Annotated in this window: 15 protein-coding genes; 8 read left to right on the top strand and 7 right to left on the bottom strand. The window is 71.6% G+C overall.

Annotated elements, in window-relative coordinates; genetic code table 11:
* Nucleotides 1-73 precede the first annotated feature (73 nt).
* From ABD331_RS42310 to ABD331_RS42300, 3 genes are all read left to right on the top strand, one after another.
* Nucleotides 74-1360, top strand: a complete 1287-nt coding sequence (locus ABD331_RS42310; RefSeq protein ID WP_344488164.1) for a pyridoxal phosphate-dependent aminotransferase — start codon at nucleotides 74-76, stop codon at nucleotides 1358-1360.
* A 153-nt stretch (nucleotides 1361-1513) separates the two neighbouring features.
* A complete protein-coding gene (locus ABD331_RS42305; protein ID WP_344488162.1) occupies nucleotides 1514-2158 on the top strand; it encodes a GNAT family N-acetyltransferase in 645 nt (214 codons plus the stop codon).
* Nucleotides 2159-2418: 260 nt separating this feature from the next.
* Nucleotides 2419-5427 carry an AfsR/SARP family transcriptional regulator gene (locus ABD331_RS42300; RefSeq protein WP_344488160.1) on the top strand — a complete coding sequence of 1003 codons (3009 nt, stop codon included), beginning with the start codon at nucleotides 2419-2421 and terminating at the stop codon, nucleotides 5425-5427.
* Nucleotides 5428-5685: 258 nt separating this feature from the next.
* Here the strand turns inward: ABD331_RS42300 and ABD331_RS42295 are convergent, their stop codons facing one another.
* Nucleotides 5686-7089, bottom strand: coding sequence for a DUF7059 domain-containing protein (locus ABD331_RS42295; protein ID WP_344488158.1), 1404 nt, complete (start codon nucleotides 7087-7089; stop codon nucleotides 5686-5688).
* A 152-nt stretch (nucleotides 7090-7241) separates the two neighbouring features.
* On the opposite strand from ABD331_RS42295, the gene ABD331_RS42290 reads away from it, so the two are divergent.
* Nucleotides 7242-7544 (top strand): hypothetical protein, encoded by a 303-nt coding sequence (locus tag ABD331_RS42290; RefSeq protein ID WP_344488156.1) that lies wholly within the window; start codon nucleotides 7242-7244, stop codon nucleotides 7542-7544.
* A gap of 7 nt (nucleotides 7545-7551) precedes the next feature.
* Here ABD331_RS42290 and ABD331_RS42285 read toward each other — a convergent pair whose 3' ends face one another.
* Genes ABD331_RS42285 through ABD331_RS42275 form a run of 3 tightly spaced genes read right to left on the bottom strand, consistent with a single transcriptional unit; the run spans nucleotide 7552 to nucleotide 9682 of the window.
* Nucleotides 7552-8520, bottom strand: a complete 969-nt coding sequence (locus ABD331_RS42285) for an NAD(P)-dependent oxidoreductase (protein ID WP_344488154.1) — start codon at nucleotides 8518-8520, stop codon at nucleotides 7552-7554.
* A 53-nt stretch (nucleotides 8521-8573) separates the two neighbouring features.
* On the bottom strand, nucleotides 8574-9170 hold the full coding sequence (locus ABD331_RS42280; RefSeq protein WP_344488152.1) for a TetR/AcrR family transcriptional regulator: 597 nt from the start codon (nucleotides 9168-9170) through the stop codon (nucleotides 8574-8576).
* Nucleotides 9167-9682 carry a GNAT family N-acetyltransferase gene (locus ABD331_RS42275; RefSeq protein ID WP_344488150.1) on the bottom strand — a complete coding sequence of 172 codons (516 nt, stop codon included), beginning with the start codon at nucleotides 9680-9682 and terminating at the stop codon, nucleotides 9167-9169. The genes ABD331_RS42280 and ABD331_RS42275 overlap by 4 nt, the downstream gene beginning before the upstream one ends.
* A gap of 59 nt (nucleotides 9683-9741) precedes the next feature.
* Here ABD331_RS42275 and ABD331_RS42270 point away from each other — a divergent pair, with 59 nt between their 5' ends.
* From ABD331_RS42270 to ABD331_RS42255, 4 genes are all read left to right on the top strand, one after another.
* Nucleotides 9742-10209: a winged helix-turn-helix transcriptional regulator gene (locus ABD331_RS42270; protein WP_344488148.1), complete on the top strand. Its 468-nt coding sequence runs from the start codon at nucleotides 9742-9744 to the stop codon at nucleotides 10207-10209.
* Nucleotides 10210-10247: 38 nt separating this feature from the next.
* Nucleotides 10248-11048, top strand: coding sequence for an SURF1 family cytochrome oxidase biogenesis protein (locus ABD331_RS42265; RefSeq protein WP_344488146.1), 801 nt, complete (start codon nucleotides 10248-10250; stop codon nucleotides 11046-11048).
* 10 nt (nucleotides 11049-11058) lie between these two features.
* A complete protein-coding gene (locus ABD331_RS42260) occupies nucleotides 11059-11787 on the top strand; it encodes a tyrosine-protein phosphatase (RefSeq protein WP_344488144.1) in 729 nt (242 codons plus the stop codon).
* Between the two features lie 172 nt (nucleotides 11788-11959).
* Nucleotides 11960-13156, top strand: a complete 1197-nt coding sequence (locus tag ABD331_RS42255) for an amidohydrolase family protein (RefSeq protein WP_344488142.1) — start codon at nucleotides 11960-11962, stop codon at nucleotides 13154-13156.
* On the opposite strand, the gene ABD331_RS42250 is transcribed toward ABD331_RS42255, so the two are convergent.
* From ABD331_RS42250 to ABD331_RS42240, 3 genes are all read right to left on the bottom strand, one after another.
* Nucleotides 13153-13497, bottom strand: a complete 345-nt coding sequence (locus ABD331_RS42250) for a YkvA family protein (protein WP_148440788.1) — start codon at nucleotides 13495-13497, stop codon at nucleotides 13153-13155. The genes ABD331_RS42255 and ABD331_RS42250 overlap by 4 nt on opposite strands.
* A gap of 67 nt (nucleotides 13498-13564) precedes the next feature.
* A complete protein-coding gene (locus tag ABD331_RS42245; RefSeq protein ID WP_344488140.1) occupies nucleotides 13565-14983 on the bottom strand; it encodes an amidase in 1419 nt (472 codons plus the stop codon).
* Nucleotides 14984-14988: 5 nt separating this feature from the next.
* The gene (locus ABD331_RS42240; protein WP_344488138.1) at nucleotides 14989-15930 is read right to left on the bottom strand and encodes an LLM class F420-dependent oxidoreductase; all 942 of its coding nucleotides are present in this window, start codon (nucleotides 15928-15930) and stop codon (nucleotides 14989-14991) included.
* Between the last annotated feature and the right edge of the window lie 32 nt (nucleotides 15931-15962).

Raw genomic sequence — 15962 nt, 5'->3', positions numbered from 1 at the left:
TCCTTATGCCTACCCACAAAAAGCCTCGCTTGTGCCGATGCCTTCATCCAACCACCCTGGGAACGTGACAAACATGACCGTAACCTTGTCCGCCACTCTGGCGGCCAACGAGGACATCGAACGAAGACGACGCGCCGGGGAACGCGTGTTGCACCTGGCCTTCGGTGAGGCCGGTCTGCCCGTCCACCCGGCGCTGCGCGACAAGCTGGCCGCCGCATCAGAGCGCAACGGCTACGGGCCGGTCGCGGGGGCGTCCGGGCTTCGGGCCGCGGCGGCGGGCTACTGGACACGACGGGGGCTCGCCACCGACCCCGAGCTGGTCGTCAGCGGACCGGGCAGCAAGTCGCTGCTGTACGGCCTGCTGCTGGCGATCGGCGGAGACATCGTCTTGCCCATGCCCAGCTGGGTCAGCTACGCCGCGCAGGCCGATCTGGTCGGCTCCCGTCCCATCCTGGTGCCCGCACCATCAGGAGAGGGCGGAGTACCCGACCCGGAGCTGGTGACCGCGCAGGTCGTCAGGGCCAGGGCGCAGGGCCGCACCGTCAGCTCGGTGCTGGTGACCCTGCCCGACAACCCGACGGGGCGGCTGGCCTCGCCGGAGACCGTCGCCCGCCTGGTCGAGGTGGCGCGCGAGCTCGATCTGACGATCATCTCCGACGAGATCTACCGCGACCTCGTGCACGACCCGTCCCTGCCGTACGTCTCTCCGGCCGATCTGGCGCCCGAGCGCACGATCATCACCACCGGGCTGAGCAAGAGCCTGGCCCTGGGCGGCTGGCGGATCGGCGTGGCGCGGCTGCCGGAGAACGACCCGCTGTTGCGCAGGCAACTGCTCGCCGTGGCCAGCGAGATCTGGTCCGCGCCGGCGGCGCCCGTCCAGGAGGCGGCCACCTACGCCTTCAGCGACCCGCCCGAGCTGACCGAGCGCATCGCCCGCAGCCGCCGGCTGCACGGTCTGGTCGCGCGGGCGGTGCACGAGAGGTTCGTGGCGGCCGGAGCCGACGTGCCGATGCCGCAGGGCGGCTTCTATCTCTATCCCGACCTCGGCCATCTGCGGCTCGGCGGCTCGGCCGAGATCACCAAGCTGCTGCTGGAGGAGCACGGCATCGGCGTCCTGCCGGGGCACGCGTTCGGCGACGACCCCTCGGCCGCCCGGGTGCGCGTCGCGGTGAGCCTGCTCTACGGCGACACCGCGGAAGAGCGCATGACCGCCCTGACCAGCCCGGATCCGCTCCGGCTGCCGTGGATCGCGGACAACCTCGACTTCCTCTCGGCGGGTCTGCGAGAGCTGTCGGCGCGCCGCCACGCCACCGCGCCGAAGCCGCGTTCCGCGCTCGTCCCCGCGCCGTGCGGCGGCTAGGGTCACGGTTAGGCGAATCTTTGCCCAAGAGCGGGTTTACCGTCCCCCAAAAGGGGCCTCTGACCTGGGAAAACGCCGCAGGGAGAAAACCGGCGGAAAGTTGGGTCGCACGGCCTGGTTACGTGCACGTCAGGCAACCCCCATCATGTGCTCATGCCCGCTCTTGTCACCCTGTCCGGACGCTCCGTGCGTCTGGAGCCTCTCAGCCTCGCGGCGGTCGATGACCTGGTCGCCGCGGCGAGTGAAGACCGCTCCACCTACACCTTCACTCGCGTCCCGAACGGCCGGGACGAGGTGGTCTCCTACGTGGAGGCGGCCATGGCTGAGCAGGCGGAGGGCCGCACGATGCCCTTCGCCATCCGGTGGCTGAACACCGACCGCGTGGTCGGTGCCACCCGTCTCATGCACCTGGAGTATTGGCAGGGCCCCATGCCCTGGCCTCCGGGTACACGAGGTGCGGTGGGCGACATTCCGTCCGTGGCGGACATCGGTTACACCTGGCTGGGCGCCTCCGCCCAAGGCACGGGGGTCAACCGGGAGAGCAAGTTCCTCCTGCTCTCGCACGCCTTCGAGACCTGGAACGTCCATCGCATCACGTTGAAGGCAGACGTACGCAACACCAGATCCCGGGCCGCCATCGAGGCACTCGGCGCACACTTCGACGGGGTGCGGCGAGCGGACAGCCGAGGCGCCGACAACACGGTCCGAGATACCGCGTTCTACTCGATCCTGAACTCCGAGTGGCCGCTCGTCCGCGAGCGGCTGCTCATGAGGCTCGGTCTGGTCGAGGCGGCCTGAAACCTGTTCACCGACGGCCCCGCCCGAATTCTGCAGGGCGGGGCCGGTATTTTTTCCGCCCCATAAGCCCTCTTACATGACACGCGCCCCCGCGATGCGTGTCACGTACGGCTCCGAGCATCAGCATCCAGGGACGGGCTCAACACCGGATTAAAGGCGGATCAACGCACAGATGAACGATCTGTCCGCATCTAGGTGACGAGCAGTAATGGATCTATTATTTGGTAACAAATCGTTCCATTGGCTTGGAGACAGACGGCATGGCTGGTCAACGCGTTGAGAGCGGGCTGCGGTTCGCCGTGCTCGGTCCTGTCCGCGCGTGGCGTGACGGCCGGGAACTCGACCTGGGCACCCCGCTACAGCGCTCCATCCTCGGCATGCTGCTCCTTCGGGAGGGTCACGCGGTCACCCCGAACGAGATGATCGACGCCGTGTGGGGCGAGGACGCTCCGCCGCGGGCCCTGGGCGCGCTGCGCACGTACGTCTCCAGGCTGCGCACCGTGCTGGAGCCCGACCGGCCCGCCCGCTCCCGGCCCGAGCTGCTCACCTCGATCGGCCGAGGCTACGCGCTGCGCCTGCCGGAGGACTCCCTCGACCTGACCCGCTTCGAGCGCGGCATCCAGCAGGCCGAGGCCGCCCGCAAGGCGGGCAAGCCGGCCGAGGGCGCACGCGGCCTGCGCGCCGCGCTGAGCCTGTTCGAGGGCGAGCCGCTGGCCGGCACCGTCGGCCCCTACTCCGAGCACCAGCGCGACCGCCTGGTCGAGCGGCGCATCAGCGTCATCGAGACGCTCATGGACGTGGACCTGGAGCTCGGCAACCACGCCAAGATCGTCTCCGAGCTGATCGCGCTCACCGCCGACCACCCGCTGCGCGAGCGGCTGCGCGCCCAGCTCATGCTGGCCCTGTACCGCTGCGGCCGGCAGGGCGACGCGCTCAACGTCTTCACCGAGACGCGCGAGGCGCTCATCGACGAGCTGGGCATCGAGCCTGGCCCCGAGCTGTCCGCGCTGCACCAGCGCATCCTCGCCGCCGACCCGACGCTCGCCGCGGCCGAGGTCCCCGAGGAGGAGGAGCCGCCGGCCGAGGAGGAGCAGCAGCAGCCCGCGCTGGAACTGCCCCGGCCCGCCCAGCTCCCGGCCGCCGTCAGCGACTTCACCGGCCGCAAGGAGGTCGCGGTCCGCCTGCGCTCCCTGCTGTCGGCCCAGTCGTCGGCCGAGGGCGTGCCCATCGCGGCCATCTCCGGCATCGGCGGCGTCGGCAAGACCACGCTGGCCGTGCACGTGGCGCACCTGGTGGACGAGGTCTTCCCCGACGGCCAGCTCTACGCCGACCTGCGCGGCTACACCGACCAGGCCCTCGCGCCCGAGTCGGCGCTGGGCGGCTTCCTGCGCGCGCTCGGCGTGCCGCCGGACGTCATCCCGGAAGCCCCCGCCGAGCGCTCCGCGCTCTACCGCTCCATCCTGGCCGAGCGCCGCATCCTGGTGCTGCTGGACAACGCCCGCGACGCCGCGCAGGTCAGCCCGCTGCTGCCGGGCACGCCCGGCTGCGCCGCCATCGTCACCAGCCGGGGCAAGCTGGCCGACCTTCCGTCGGCCAAGCTCGTGGACCTCGACGTGATGGAGCCCGACGAGGCGCTGTCGCTGTTCTCCTCTGTCGCCGGCGCCGAGCGGGTCGCCGCCGAGCACGGCGCGGCCATGGACGTGGTGGCCGCGTGCGGCTTCCTGCCGCTGGCGGTGCGGATCGTGGCCTCCCGGCTCGCCGCCCGCCCCTCCTGGACGGTCGCCTCGCTGGTGCCCAGGCTGGCCGACGAGCAGCGCCGCCTCGACGAGCTGCGGGTGGGCAACCTGGCCGTGGAGGCCACGTTCGCGCTCGGGTACGGGCAGCTCACCGCCACCCAGGCCCGCGCCTTCCGCCTGCTGTCGCTGCCCAACGGGCCCGACATCTCCGTCGGCGCCGCCTCCGCCGTGCTGTCGGCGAGCGCGTTCGAGGCGGAGGAGGTGCTGGAGTCTCTGGTGGACGCCAGCCTCCTGGAGGCGCCCGCGCCCGGCCGCTACCGCTTCCACGACCTGCTCAAGCTGTTCGCCCGCCGCGAGCTGGAGCGGGGCGAGCGTCCCCAGGCCAGGACGATGGCGCTGCGCCGGCTGCTCGGCTTCTACCTGGCCTCCGCCCAGTCGGCGCACACGCTCGCCTACGAGGGCAGCATGATCCCCGCCAACCTGGTGGTCGTCGGCAGCGGGCTCACCTTCACCAGCGTGGACGCGGCCGTGGCCTGGCTGATCGCCGAGGGCGACTCGCTGTTCGCGGCCATCGACCAGGCCGCCGCGACCGCGCGTACCAGCGAGCACCTGCTGCCCGCCGCCGACCTGCTGGTGGCCATGGAGCCGCTGCTGGAGGCGGGCACCCACACGCGCGAGTTCGACCACAGCACCCGAGCCGTGCTGGCCACCGCGCAGAGCAACGGCGACCAGGCGGGCGAGCTGCGCGCCCGCTACGTGCTGGGCCGGGTGCTGTTCGCGGACAACCGGCTCAAGGACGCCGAGCAGCACTTCAGGGTCGTGCACGAGCTGTCGCGGGCGCGCCAGGAGAAGATCGTCACCGGCGAGGTGCTGAACGCCCTGGCCGTCGTCGTCGGCCGCCAGCGCCGCCACACCGAGGCGCTGTCGCTGTTCGACGCCGCCATGCGCTGGTACCGCGAGAACGGCGTGCCGGCCGGCGAGGCGCTGGTCCTCAGCTACTCGGCCCGCGACCACCTGGGCCTGGGCCGTCCGGAGGACGCGATCGCGGCGGCGGAGAAGGGCCTGGCCATCTTCACCGAGATCGGCAGCGGCGCGGGCACCGCGCGGGCCCGCTACCACCTCGGCATCGTCCTGAGCAGGGTGGGCCGCCTCACCGAGGCCGTGCACCATCACGCCGAGTGCCTGGCCTTCTTCCGCGCCAGCAGGCAGCGCGTCTGGGAGCAGCGGGTGTGCTCCCGGCTGGCCGAGACGTTCATCGCCGCCGAGCGGTATCCCGACGCGGTGCGCCACGCCGAGCAGGCGCTGGTGGTCGCCCGCGAGATCGGCCACCCGTACGGGGAGGCGCTCTCGCTCACCGTCCTGGGCAAGGCGCTGCGCGGTCTCGGCAGCACGACGAGAAGCCTCGACTGTCTACGGCAGGCTTTCGACATCTTCTCCCGGCTCGGCGCTCCCGAGGCCGGAGATCTCAAGGTCCTGCTCGACAGTCTCTCCACTCCCGAACCCGCCGGCGATGGGCCCGTCGTCGAGTCCTGAGTACAGCTCATCGTCCAGACGTGTCATCCACACATGGTTGATCAAGGCTGTCCCTAGGAAATCGGATGTGTTCAGCCCGGCCGGTCACCCTGACCGTCGCGCGTCGCTAGGGGGCCCGGTTATCCGGATGCTCCGCGCAACGGCTAGCCGCCTCACACTCGGACGACCGGCCGGACCTGACACGGCCCTCGAACCCCCCAGGTCCGTGTCCTGGCTCACAGCATCCACTGCCGGGGTTGACGTCGAATCAACGCCCGATTAAAGGAGGAAGTAACCCTCCGCGATCAAGGGCCTGACCGCGTCGGAGTCGGGAATCTCACCGTCGCCGACCAGCTCGGCGATCACGTTGAGCAGCGGCCCGAGCGCCAGTTCGCCGTCGCAGACGCCCGCCAGCGCGGCCTCCACGGTGCCGACCTCCCTGCTGCGCCGCAACCCCTGCGTCTGGCGCAGCACGATGCGGATCGGGTCCTCCGCGCCCGGCAGGCCGATGCGCTCGTCGAGCAGCCCCTCGGCGGTACGCAGCAGCGCCGCGTCGAGCCCCTGCGCCCGGTGCGCGGCGGCGATGGCGTCGACCACCGAGTCGACGTAGTCGCCGACCGGCAGCGAGACCTGGTGGGCCAGGTGCTCGACGCGGACGACCGGGTCGAGCGTGCCGGAGTTGCGCATCGTGATCCAGCCGAACCCGATGCCCTCGATCCGCCGCTCGTCGAACCAGCCCAGCCAGCGGTCGTAGTGCTCGGTGTAGGCGGCGGTGCCCTGCTCGGCGGCGTCCTTGAGCCACAGCTCGACGTACTCGGCAGGGTCCTGCACGTCGCGCTGCACCACCCAGGCGTCGCAGCCGGTCTCGCCCAGCCAGCCGCCCACCCTGTCGTGCCAGTCTTCGCCCTCGACGTGCAGCCAGTTGGCCAGGAAGTGCGCCTGGCCGCCGGGGTTGAGGTGGCGGGGCGTGGCGCGGACGAGGTCGCGGCAGAAGTCGTCGCCTTCGCGGCCCGACTCGCGGTAGGTCAGCTTGCCCTCGCGGGCCGGCGCGATGACGAACGGCGGGTTGCTCACGACCAGGTCGAACAGCTCGCCCTCGACCGGCTCGAACATCGAGCCCGCCCGCGCGTCCACGTCGCCTACCCCGGACAGCTCCCAGCTCAGCCTGGCCAGCTCCAGGGCGCGCGGGTTGAGGTCGGTGGCCACGATGTGCTCCGCCCGCCCGGCCAGGTGCAGCACCTGCACCCCGCAGCCGGTGCCGAGGTCGAGCGCGCGCCCGACCGGGCGGCGGGTGACGAGCTGGGCCAGGTTGGCCGAGGCGCCGCCGGCCCCCACCACGTGGTCGGGCCGCAGCGCGGGGTCGCCCGGCCGCACCTTCCTGTCGGAGACGAGGTAGCCGCCGGTCTCCCACGGCTGGAGGTGCACGGTGGCCACGACCTGGTCGCCGTCGGCCTCGGCCAGCCCCGACGCGAGCGCCTCCGGCGCCACGGCCTTGGCGGGGACGGGGACGCCGAGCCACCACAGCCTGATCAGCGTGCCCAGGGGATCGCCGTCGGCTGTCGCGCGCAGAGCCGGTGTCAGCTCCTCGCGGGCCAGGGCCGAGGCCGCCATGCTGCCCAGGCGTTCACGTACGCCGTCGATCGTGTATCCGGTTTCGAGGAGGTGATGGCGCAGTCGTTCCACAGGAGCATCCTTTCACCGCCGGCTCACGAGCATGATCTGATACCGACAGTGCTCATACTGTTACTTAAGCACCCAAGCATTCTGCAAGCGGCGGACAAGTCACGCGCGGTATCTCTATGCGTACCGAAACGTCGTCCCGAGGAGCGGACCTCATGCTGATCCCTTGCTTGGCCTGCGAGTCCCGCTTCCGGCCCGACGAATACTTCAGCGCCTGCTCCGACTACAACCGCGGCCTGGATCTGGTCTCGTGGACGTGCCCGCGTTGCGGCAATCGTGATGACCTGCGGGTGTTGCCGGGTGAGCTGGGGTTCGGTTATCCGCATCGGGGCAGGTTCGACGTGCACGACCGGGTGCGGGTGCCGGGGTTGCGCAGGCAGCGTGGTGACCTCCGGCTGGACATCTCGCTCGACCGGGCGAGCTGGCGTGTCCCGACGCGCGTCCGCCAGATCGCCTGAGTGATCGTCAGGCCGGCACGTACGCGTGCGCGGGCCGCTCACCGCGCAGCAGCCGGGCGATGTCCTCCACCAGTGTCTCCGCCAGCTCCTCCCTGCTCTCCCCCGTGGCCTCGCCGAGGCGGGGCGTGAGCACCACGTTCCGCAGCCGGGTCAGCGGGTGGGCCCGGTCGAGCCACTCGCCCTCGAAGTGGTCGAGCCCCGCGCCGCCCACCCGGCCCTCGCGCAGCGCGTCGACCAGCGCACGCAGGTCGTGCAGCGCCCCGCGCGAGGTGTTGAGATAGATGGACCCCTGCCGCATCGAGCCGAACTCGGTGTAGCCGAAGAAGCCGCGCGTCTCCTCGGTGAGCGGCACGTGCAGGGAGACCACGTCGGCCTCGGCGAGCAGCTCGGGCAGCGTGTGGGTGGCCTCGGGCACGAACGGGTCGCAGACGATCACCTTCATGCCCAGGCCCTCGCAGCGCCAGTGCAGCGCCCTGCCGATCTGGCCCAGGCCGACGATGCCGACCGTGCGCCCGGTCAGCCTGCGGCCCCGGTGCCGCTGCGCCGGCGGCACCCTGTTCTGGTGGACGGGGCCGTGGTAGACGCGCCCCCTCCTCACCTCGCGGTCGGCGCTGACGATGTTCCTGCTCACCGCGAACAGCAGCGCGAGCGTCAGCTCCGCCACCGCCTCGGGGTCGCGCGCGGTGGCGTGCAGGACGGTCACGCCGCGCTCGGCGGCCAGCGCCAGGTCCACGCTGGCGGGCGGGCCCATGCTGGCCACGACGTCCAGGTGCAGGGCGAGCACCGACGAGCGCACCTGGTCGCCGTCGGTGATGAGCACGGTGGCGCCGGTCTCGATGACCAGGTCCGCCAGTTGCTCGTCGGTGAAGCCGAGGCTCGGTCGTGCGGAAGCCTCGGTCAGGTCGGCGATCTCTCCCAGGCGGGAGAGCGCGCTCTCCGGCAAGGCGGGCAGCACGAGTGCCCGAGGTCGTCTCACATTTGGACAATAACACCACAGACGGTGCTCAGATCATCGCTCCCCGCGCAGGCTCATTCTCCCCGCTGACGCAGGCTCTGCCAGGCCGCCTCACCCAGCCCCGCGATCTCCTCCTCCGTCGGCGTGTGCGCTCCCGCGAACCACAACCGGCACATCTCCTGCGCCGGCCCCAGCCACAACACGTAACACATGGTCGCGTGGACGGGCTGGAGGTGGCCGTTCTTCATGTGCGGCCGCCACCAGTCGGAGACCTGGCGGAAGAACGTGCGCCGTGCCTCCGCCACCTCCGCGCCGCCCGGCTCGTGCTTGCGCGGCGGACGCTCGCTGATCAGCAGTCTGGCCCGCTCGGGATGCTCGCCCGCCCACCGCATGTGGAAGGCGACGATGGCCTCGATGCCGTCGCGGGCGTCGTCGTGGCGGACCAGCTCGGCCAGGAAGGCCGCCTGGTAGGCGTCGAGGATCTCGCCGTACAGCACGCCGAAGACGTGCTCCTTGCTGGCGAAGTGGTGGTAGAAGCTGCCGACGCTGACGCCGCTTTCCTCACGCAGACTGGCCAGGGTGGTGGCGGATACGCCGTCCTGGCTGAAACGGCGGAGGGCGCCCTCGATGATGCGGGTGCGGCCGTCGCGTCCGTTCTTGACACTCTTCACACTGTCAATGGTGTGGCAACAGAACCTTGTTCCGCAAATAGGCCAGCCTGATCGATCATAGCGGTCACCTCGACCGTCCCTGAACTGACCTTCATGGTGGCCTCCGGCCAGAGCCGCCGGATGAGCCTGAGCACGCGCCGGTTCTCGCCCAGCACGTCCATGCCCACGGTCCTGGCGCCGCGCACGGAGGCCCGCAGCAGCAGGGTGTCCACCAGTTCCGGGCCCAGCCCGCGCCCCTGCCAGTCGTCCGCCACGACCACGGCGATCTCCACGTCGGCGCAGTCGCCCTTGAAGCTCATGGCGTGCGCGACGATCTCGCCGCAGTCGGTGGTCGCGACCAGCGCGTCGCGGCGCTCGTCCACCCGCAGCAGCGCCCGGACGAGGGCGGCGGCGGGCGTGGAGACGCCGGTGAAGAACCGGAGTGTCTGCGTGTGCAGCGACAGGCCGGCCAGGAAGCGTCTGATCCGATCCTCGTCGTCCTGGCGCACCGGGCGGATCTGGGTTCCCTGCATAGACTCAGCGTGCTCCTCCACGGCTGAGTCTGTCAACTGAACTCAGGTATAATGCAAAAATGAACCTTCCCTTCCGGGTGAACAACTGCTCGATCGAGCGCACCCTGGACATCGTCGGGGAGAAGTGGACCTTTCTCGTGCTGCGCGAGGCGTTCACCGGCGTGCGCAGGTTCGCCGACATGCAGGCGATCACCGGCGCTCCCCGCCAGGTGCTCAGCGCGCGCCTGGCCCGGCTGGTCGACGAAGGGCTGCTGCGCAAGGAGCCGTACCGCGAGCCGGGCCAGCGGCAGCGCGACGAGTACCGGCTCACCGAGAAGGGCCGCGACCTGTATCCCCTGCTGGTCGCGCTCATGCACTGGGGCGACAAGTACCTGACGGGCGACGAGGGCCCGCCCGTGCTGCTCACCCACCGCGACTGCGGCGCCCCCATCGAGCAGCACTTCCGCTGCGCCGACGGCCACGAGGTGAACGGGCCGCGCGAGGTCACGCCGATTCCCGGCGAAGGGGCCGACATCCGGAGCGCCTGAGTGCGGGACCACCGGTGCGGGTGCCTAACCTGGAAGGCGTGTACCGGTTCCTGCTCACGCCCAGATGGCTCGCGCTCCACGTCGTGGTGCTCCTGGTCATCCCCGCCTTCGTCTTCCTCGGGCGCTGGCAGTTCGGGCGGTTCGAGGAACGGTCGGCCAACAGCGAGCGGGTGACCGCCAACATCGAGGCCGCGCCCGTGCCCCTGGAACGGCTCGCGAGCGCCGGGCAGCAGGTCAAGGAGGACGACCGGTTCCGGCGCGTGACGGTCGCCGGCACCTACGACACCGCTCACGAGCTCGTCGTCCGCCGCCGCCCCCAGGAGGGCCACAACGGCTACTACGTGCTGACCCCTCTGGTCACAGGCGGCGGCGCCGCCGTGATCGTGAACAGGGGCTGGGTGCCCGCCGGAGCCACCGCCGACGCCCACCCCGAGGTGCCCGCCGCCCCCACCGGGCAGGTAACTGTAACGGGGCGGCTACGCCCCAGCGAGACCGAGGAGAACAGCGGGATCACCGACCGCGCCGGGCTGCCGCCCGGCCAGGTGCTCCTGATCAACCCGGGCAAGATCGGGCAGGGCCTGCCCTACCGTCTCGTGGGCGGCTACGTCGAGCTGACCGAGCAGCAGCCCACGCCCGCTGCCGCGCCCGCGCCGGTGCCCGAGCCCGACGTCGGCGCGGGGGGCGGGCTCAACCTGGCGTACGGCGTCCAGTGGTGGCTGTTCATCGGCATCGCGATCGCCGGCTGGGTGTTGCTGATCAGGCGCGAGGTGGCGGAGCGGAAGGCTCAGGAGGCCAAGGAGGCCACCGGGGTCGAAGGGGCGGCGACACCCGCCAATTAAGGTGTTGAGCGTGATCCGCCACATTGAGTTCACGAATCTCTGCAACTTCCGCGACGTAGGTGGATATGCCGCCAAGGACGGGCGCACCGTCAGGTGGCAGCGGCTCTACCGGGCCGACTCCCTGGGCTGGCTGGCCGGCGACGACCTGACGACCTTCCGTGAGCTGCGGGTGCGCAGCGTCATCGACCTGCGCCACCCGTACGAGGTGGAGAAGGCCGGGCGCGTGCCCGAGTCCGAGGGACAGCACTACCAGAACCTGCCCATCGAAGGGCGCCGGTGGGACACCGCCGCCTACAGCGACGAGCTCGGCGTCGCCCGCTACCTCGCCGACCGCTACCTGGAGGTCACCGAGGACGGCGTCGAGAACCTCAGGATCGCGCTGGAGACGATCGCGGAGGCGGGCAACGCGCCCGTCGTCGTCCACTGCGCGGCCGGCAAGGACCGCACGGGGGTGCTCACCGCGCTGGTGCTCTCGCTGACGGGCGTGGGCGACGACGACATCGTGGCGGACTACGCGCTCACCGGCCTGGCCACCGAGCGCTTCGTCGCCGACTGGACGAGAAGGCATCCCGACGCGCCCCTGTGGCCGGGGTTCGGGCTCGCGCCCGCCGAGGCCATGCGGCTCTTCCTCACCGACCTCACGGCCAGGCACGGCTCCGCCGAGGCCTACGTCAAGGGAGTGCTCCGGCTCTCCCCCGCCGCCATCGCCGAACTTCGCCGGCATTTGCTGACTGATTAGACCCCGCCCGGGTAGAGGGCGTGCGGACCCGTCCCTGCGCGAGGCGGGTTCGCCACTCCCGGGATCGCCAGCCATCCCCCTCCCGGCGGTCCCGGGTCAAATACCCTCTCGGATACCCAACGGATACGTCGCAGCTTGTTCGACGTTATCCCGCCGTCGTACGGTTACCTGCGTGACTACGCCGCTGCTCCCCGACCCCGACCCCAGGCGGCGCGACTATGTGATCATCTCAGCCGACGATCACCTGATCGAGCCTCCCGACCTGTTCGAGGATCGCCTGCCGGAGAAATACGCCGAGGTCGCGCCGAAGGTAGTGGAGACGGACGCGGGTCACCAGGTGTGGCGCTACGGCGGTGCGACGTACCCGTGCGCCGGCATCGACGTGGGCGCCGGGCTGCCCCGCGAGCAGCGCACGCTCGACCCGATCCGGTTCGAGCACATGCGCCCCGGCTGCCACGACATCGAGGCCCGCATCCAGGACATGGACGTCGCCGGCATCTGGGCCGCGCTCTGCTTCCCCGGCATGCTGGCCGGGCAGGCCGGCATGCCGTTCGCCAGGACCCGCGACCAGGAGCTGGGCCTGGCCCTGGTCAAGGCGTGGAACGACTGGCACATCGACGTCTGGGCCGGCACCTACCCCGAGCGGATCATCGGCCTGCAGCTCCCGTGGCTGCCCGACCCCGACGTGGCGGCCAAGGAGATCCGCGCCAACGCCGCCAGGGGCTTCAAGGCCGTCGTCTTCCCCGAGTTCCCCACCCGGCTGCGGCTGCCGTCCATCCACACCGGCCACTGGGACCCGTTCTTCGCCGCCTGCGAGGAGACCGGCACCGTCGTCTGCCTGCACACCGGCGACTCCTCCTGGTCGCCCGTGCCTTCGCCCGACACGCCCATCGAGGCCATCACCACGCTGATGCCGACCAGCGCCATGTTCGCCTGCGCCGACTGGCTGTGGTCGGGGGTGCCGCTGCGCTTCCCGTCGCTGCGCATCCTCATCGTGGAGGGCGGCGTGGGCTGGCTGCCGATGCTGGCCGAGCGCGCCGACTACGCCCTCGACCACCCCGTCGCCGGCGAGGCGTCGTGGGAGGGCGGCATCAAGCCGAGCGAGGTGCTGCGCCGCAACTTCTTCTTCGGCACGCTCGACGACCACGCCCTGTCAGGGGTGCGGCTCGCCGTCGGCCTCGACCACGTGCTCCAGGAGAGCGGCTACCCGCACTCCGACTCGACCTGGCCCGACACGCAGAAGTCGGTGGCCCGCAACCTCGGCACCCTGCCGCCCGCCGACATCGCCAGGGTGGCCTACGGCAACGCGGCCCGGCTGTTCGGGCACCCGCTGCCGTCGCGGGCCTGGCTGCGGATGGAGGAGATCTAACCTTCCTCCAGCCGGGCCTGGATCACGTGCCGCTCGTGCTCCACGTAACGGCCGCTCTCGCCGAGCAGCGAGGCCATCAGCCACAGGAACACGCCGAAGTCGTCGGCCACGCCGATCAGCATGAGGAAGTCGGGCACGACGTCGATCGGGGAGATGAGGTAGACCACGCCGAGGCCGAGCATGGCGAGCTTGCCCTTGCCCATGCCGGCGTACTGGCCGCGCATCACCGCGCCGACCATCCGCGGGATCGCCCTGAGCCTGGTCGTCAGTTTGGGCGAGCCCGGCTTGGTCACCTCGCGGTAGGTGCGCCACGCCGCCGCTGCCCGTGCTGGCTTCGCCATCATGTGGATCCCCCTACCCCCGGCCTTTCACGACATAACGCGTCGCCGGGGGCAGGAGTTCCCTACGTCACGGCATGGCCGCGTGCTCGAACGGCCTGACCTGCTCGATCTGCGCCGCCACCCGTACCAGAAGATCTTCGCGGCCGGCCGCCGCGACGAGCTGCACGCCCACCGGCAGCCCCGCCGCGTTCCTGTGCAGCGGCAGCGACACGGCGGGCTGGCCCGTCGCGTTGATCGGCGAGGTGAACGCGACGGCGTGCGCCGTGCGGCCGAAGGCGACGCTGAGGTCGTCAGGCGGGATCCAGCCCAGCGGGAACGGCGCCACCCCGAGCGACGGCATGAGCAGCAGGTCGTGGCCCTCGGCCCACCAGGCGGCCATGCGGCGGCGGAAGGCGTCCACCCACTGCACGGATCTGATGTGGTCGGGGGCGCTGCGCCCGCGCGCCGCCCGCACCATCGCGGCGTTGCGCGGCTCCAGCTCCTCCGGGTCCACCGGCTTGCCGCGCGCCTCGCTCAGCGCGGCGACGAGCGCGGCCAGGTTGTCGGCCACGATCGCGCCGAAGTGCAGCGGGAAGTCGGTGTCGGCGAGCGCGCCGGGGCCGCCGGGGGCGACGTCGTGGCCGAGCGACTCCAGCAGCGCGGCGGCCGTCGTGACGGCCTCGGCCACCTCGGGCACCTCCGGCACGTCGCCCCTGGGGTGCGCGGTCAGGAACCCGATCCGCAACCTGCCAGGATCGCGGCCTGCCTCGTCGGCGAGCCTGCCGGGCAGGGGCTGCGCGCCGTACGGGTCGCCGGGGTGCACGCCCGCCACGACGTCCAGCGCCGCGGCCGTGTCACGCACGCTCCTGGTGACGAAACCCGGGCAGGAGAACCCGCTCCACCCCTCGCCCAGCGCGGGACCCAGGCTGACGCGCCCGCGCGTCGGCTTCAGCCCCACCAGGCCGCACAGCGACGCCGGGATGCGGATGGAGCCGCCGCCGTCGCTCGCCGTGGCCAGCGCGACCATCCCGGCCGCCACCGCCGCCGCCGAGCCGCCGCTGGAGCCGCCCGCCGAGTACGCCGGGTCGTAGGGGTTCCTGGTCGGCCCGAACGCCGCCGGCTCCGTGGTGATCGTGCTGCCGAACTCCGGCGTGTTCGTCCGGCCGAGCAGCACGAAGCCCGCCTCGCGCAGCCGTACGACGCCGTGGCCGTCCGCGGCGTTCACCAGCCCGTCGCGCACGGCGGAGCCCGCGCTGTACGGCTCCGCCCCCTCCCGCCAGCCCAGGTCCTTCAGCAGGATCGGCACCCCGCGGAAGGGCGCGCCGGCCGGGATCGTGTCCAGCTCGGCCAGCGCTCGGTCGAAGCGCCGGTGGATGACCGCGTTCAGCTCGCCGTCGGCGGCCTCGATGCGGGCGATCGCGGCCTCGGTCAGCTCCCGCGCCGACACCTGGCCTGCCCTGATCGCCTGCGCCTGGCCGACGGCGTCGAGGCCGAGGATCTCGCGCATGGCCGTCACCTCTCCGGGGCGAGGTCGCGTACCGCCTGGTCGATGGGGATGTCCCCGCCGGGGATGGGGGCGAGGACCGGGGTGTCGAGGCCGTTGGCCATGTACTCCTTGATCCGGGCGCGGCAGGTGGCGGCGTCGCCGTGCACGATCAGGGAGTCCACCACCTCGTCGGGGATGGCCTTGAGCGCGGCCTGCCGGTCGCCTGCCGCCCAGGCCTCGTGCATCGGGCGCAGCACCTCGCCGCGGCCCAGCCAGTCGTGGAAGGCCGCGTACACCGGGACGGTGAGGTAGCTGGCCAGCATCCACCTGGCGGTCTCGCGGACGCGGTCGGCGTCGGTGTCCACGCAGACGAACAGGCGGGCGATCAGCTCGGTGCCGGGGCCGATCTCGGCGCGCACCTTGCGCACGTCGCCGGGCGAGAGCCAGTTGGTGATGGCCCCGTCGGCCTCCTCTGCGGCCAGCCGCAGCATCCGGGGACGCAGCGCCGCCAGCACGATCTTCGGCGGCGTCTTCGGGGCGCGCTCCAGCTTGAAGCCCTTGACCTCGAACGTCTCGTACTTCTCCGAGACCTTCTCCCCCGCCAGCGCCTTCTTCAGGAAGCGCAGCGTGTCACGGGTGCGCGCGTACGGCTTGTCGAACGTGCCCGCGTTCCACCGCTCGACGATCGCCGGCGACGAGGCGCCGATGCCCAGCACGAACCGGCCCGGCGCCAGGTCGGCCAGCGTGGCGGCGGACATGGCGAGCAGCCCTGGGCCGCGCGTGGAGACGGGCACGATGGCGCTGCCCAGCCTGGCCCCCGGCGCCCACTGCGAGGCCAGGGCCAGCGGGGTGAAGCCGTCGACGCCGTTCACCTCGGCCGACCACAGGTCGGTGTAGCCGAGGCCGGGCAACTCCGCGATGAGGTCCTGCGACTTGGCCAGCGAGCGGTCGTAGAAGGGAATGGTCATGCCCCAGTTCATGCACGGCCTCCAGATCGTCG

The organism is Nonomuraea monospora (assembly GCF_039531895.1).
GTDB classification, from domain to species: Bacteria; Actinomycetota; Actinomycetes; order Streptosporangiales; family Streptosporangiaceae; genus Nonomuraea; species Nonomuraea monospora.
Note: the sequence above shows the minus strand (reverse complement) of the source record. Positions and strands in the feature narration are given on the sequence as shown.

What these genes read in the sequence shown, in the direction of transcription:
- ABD331_RS42310 (WP_344488164.1), top strand. Translation starts at nt 74, where the DNA reads ATGACCGTAACCTTGTCCGCCACTCTGGCGGCCAACGAGGACATCGAA.
- ABD331_RS42305 (WP_344488162.1), top strand. Translation starts at nt 1,514, where the DNA reads ATGCCCGCTCTTGTCACCCTGTCCGGACGCTCCGTGCGTCTGGAGCCT.
- ABD331_RS42300 (WP_344488160.1), top strand. Translation starts at nt 2,419, where the DNA reads ATGGCTGGTCAACGCGTTGAGAGCGGGCTGCGGTTCGCCGTGCTCGGT.
- ABD331_RS42290 (WP_344488156.1), top strand. Translation starts at nt 7,242, where the DNA reads ATGCTGATCCCTTGCTTGGCCTGCGAGTCCCGCTTCCGGCCCGACGAA.
- ABD331_RS42275 (WP_344488150.1), bottom strand. Translation starts at nt 9,682, where the DNA reads ATGCAGGGAACCCAGATCCGCCCGGTGCGCCAGGACGACGAGGATCGG.
- ABD331_RS42270 (WP_344488148.1), top strand. Translation starts at nt 9,742, where the DNA reads ATGAACCTTCCCTTCCGGGTGAACAACTGCTCGATCGAGCGCACCCTG.
- ABD331_RS42250 (WP_148440788.1), bottom strand. Translation starts at nt 13,497, where the DNA reads ATGGCGAAGCCAGCACGGGCAGCGGCGGCGTGGCGCACCTACCGCGAG.
- ABD331_RS42245 (WP_344488140.1), bottom strand. Translation starts at nt 14,983, where the DNA reads ATGCGCGAGATCCTCGGCCTCGACGCCGTCGGCCAGGCGCAGGCGATC.
- ABD331_RS42240 (WP_344488138.1), bottom strand. Translation starts at nt 15,930, where the DNA reads ATGACCATTCCCTTCTACGACCGCTCGCTGGCCAAGTCGCAGGACCTC.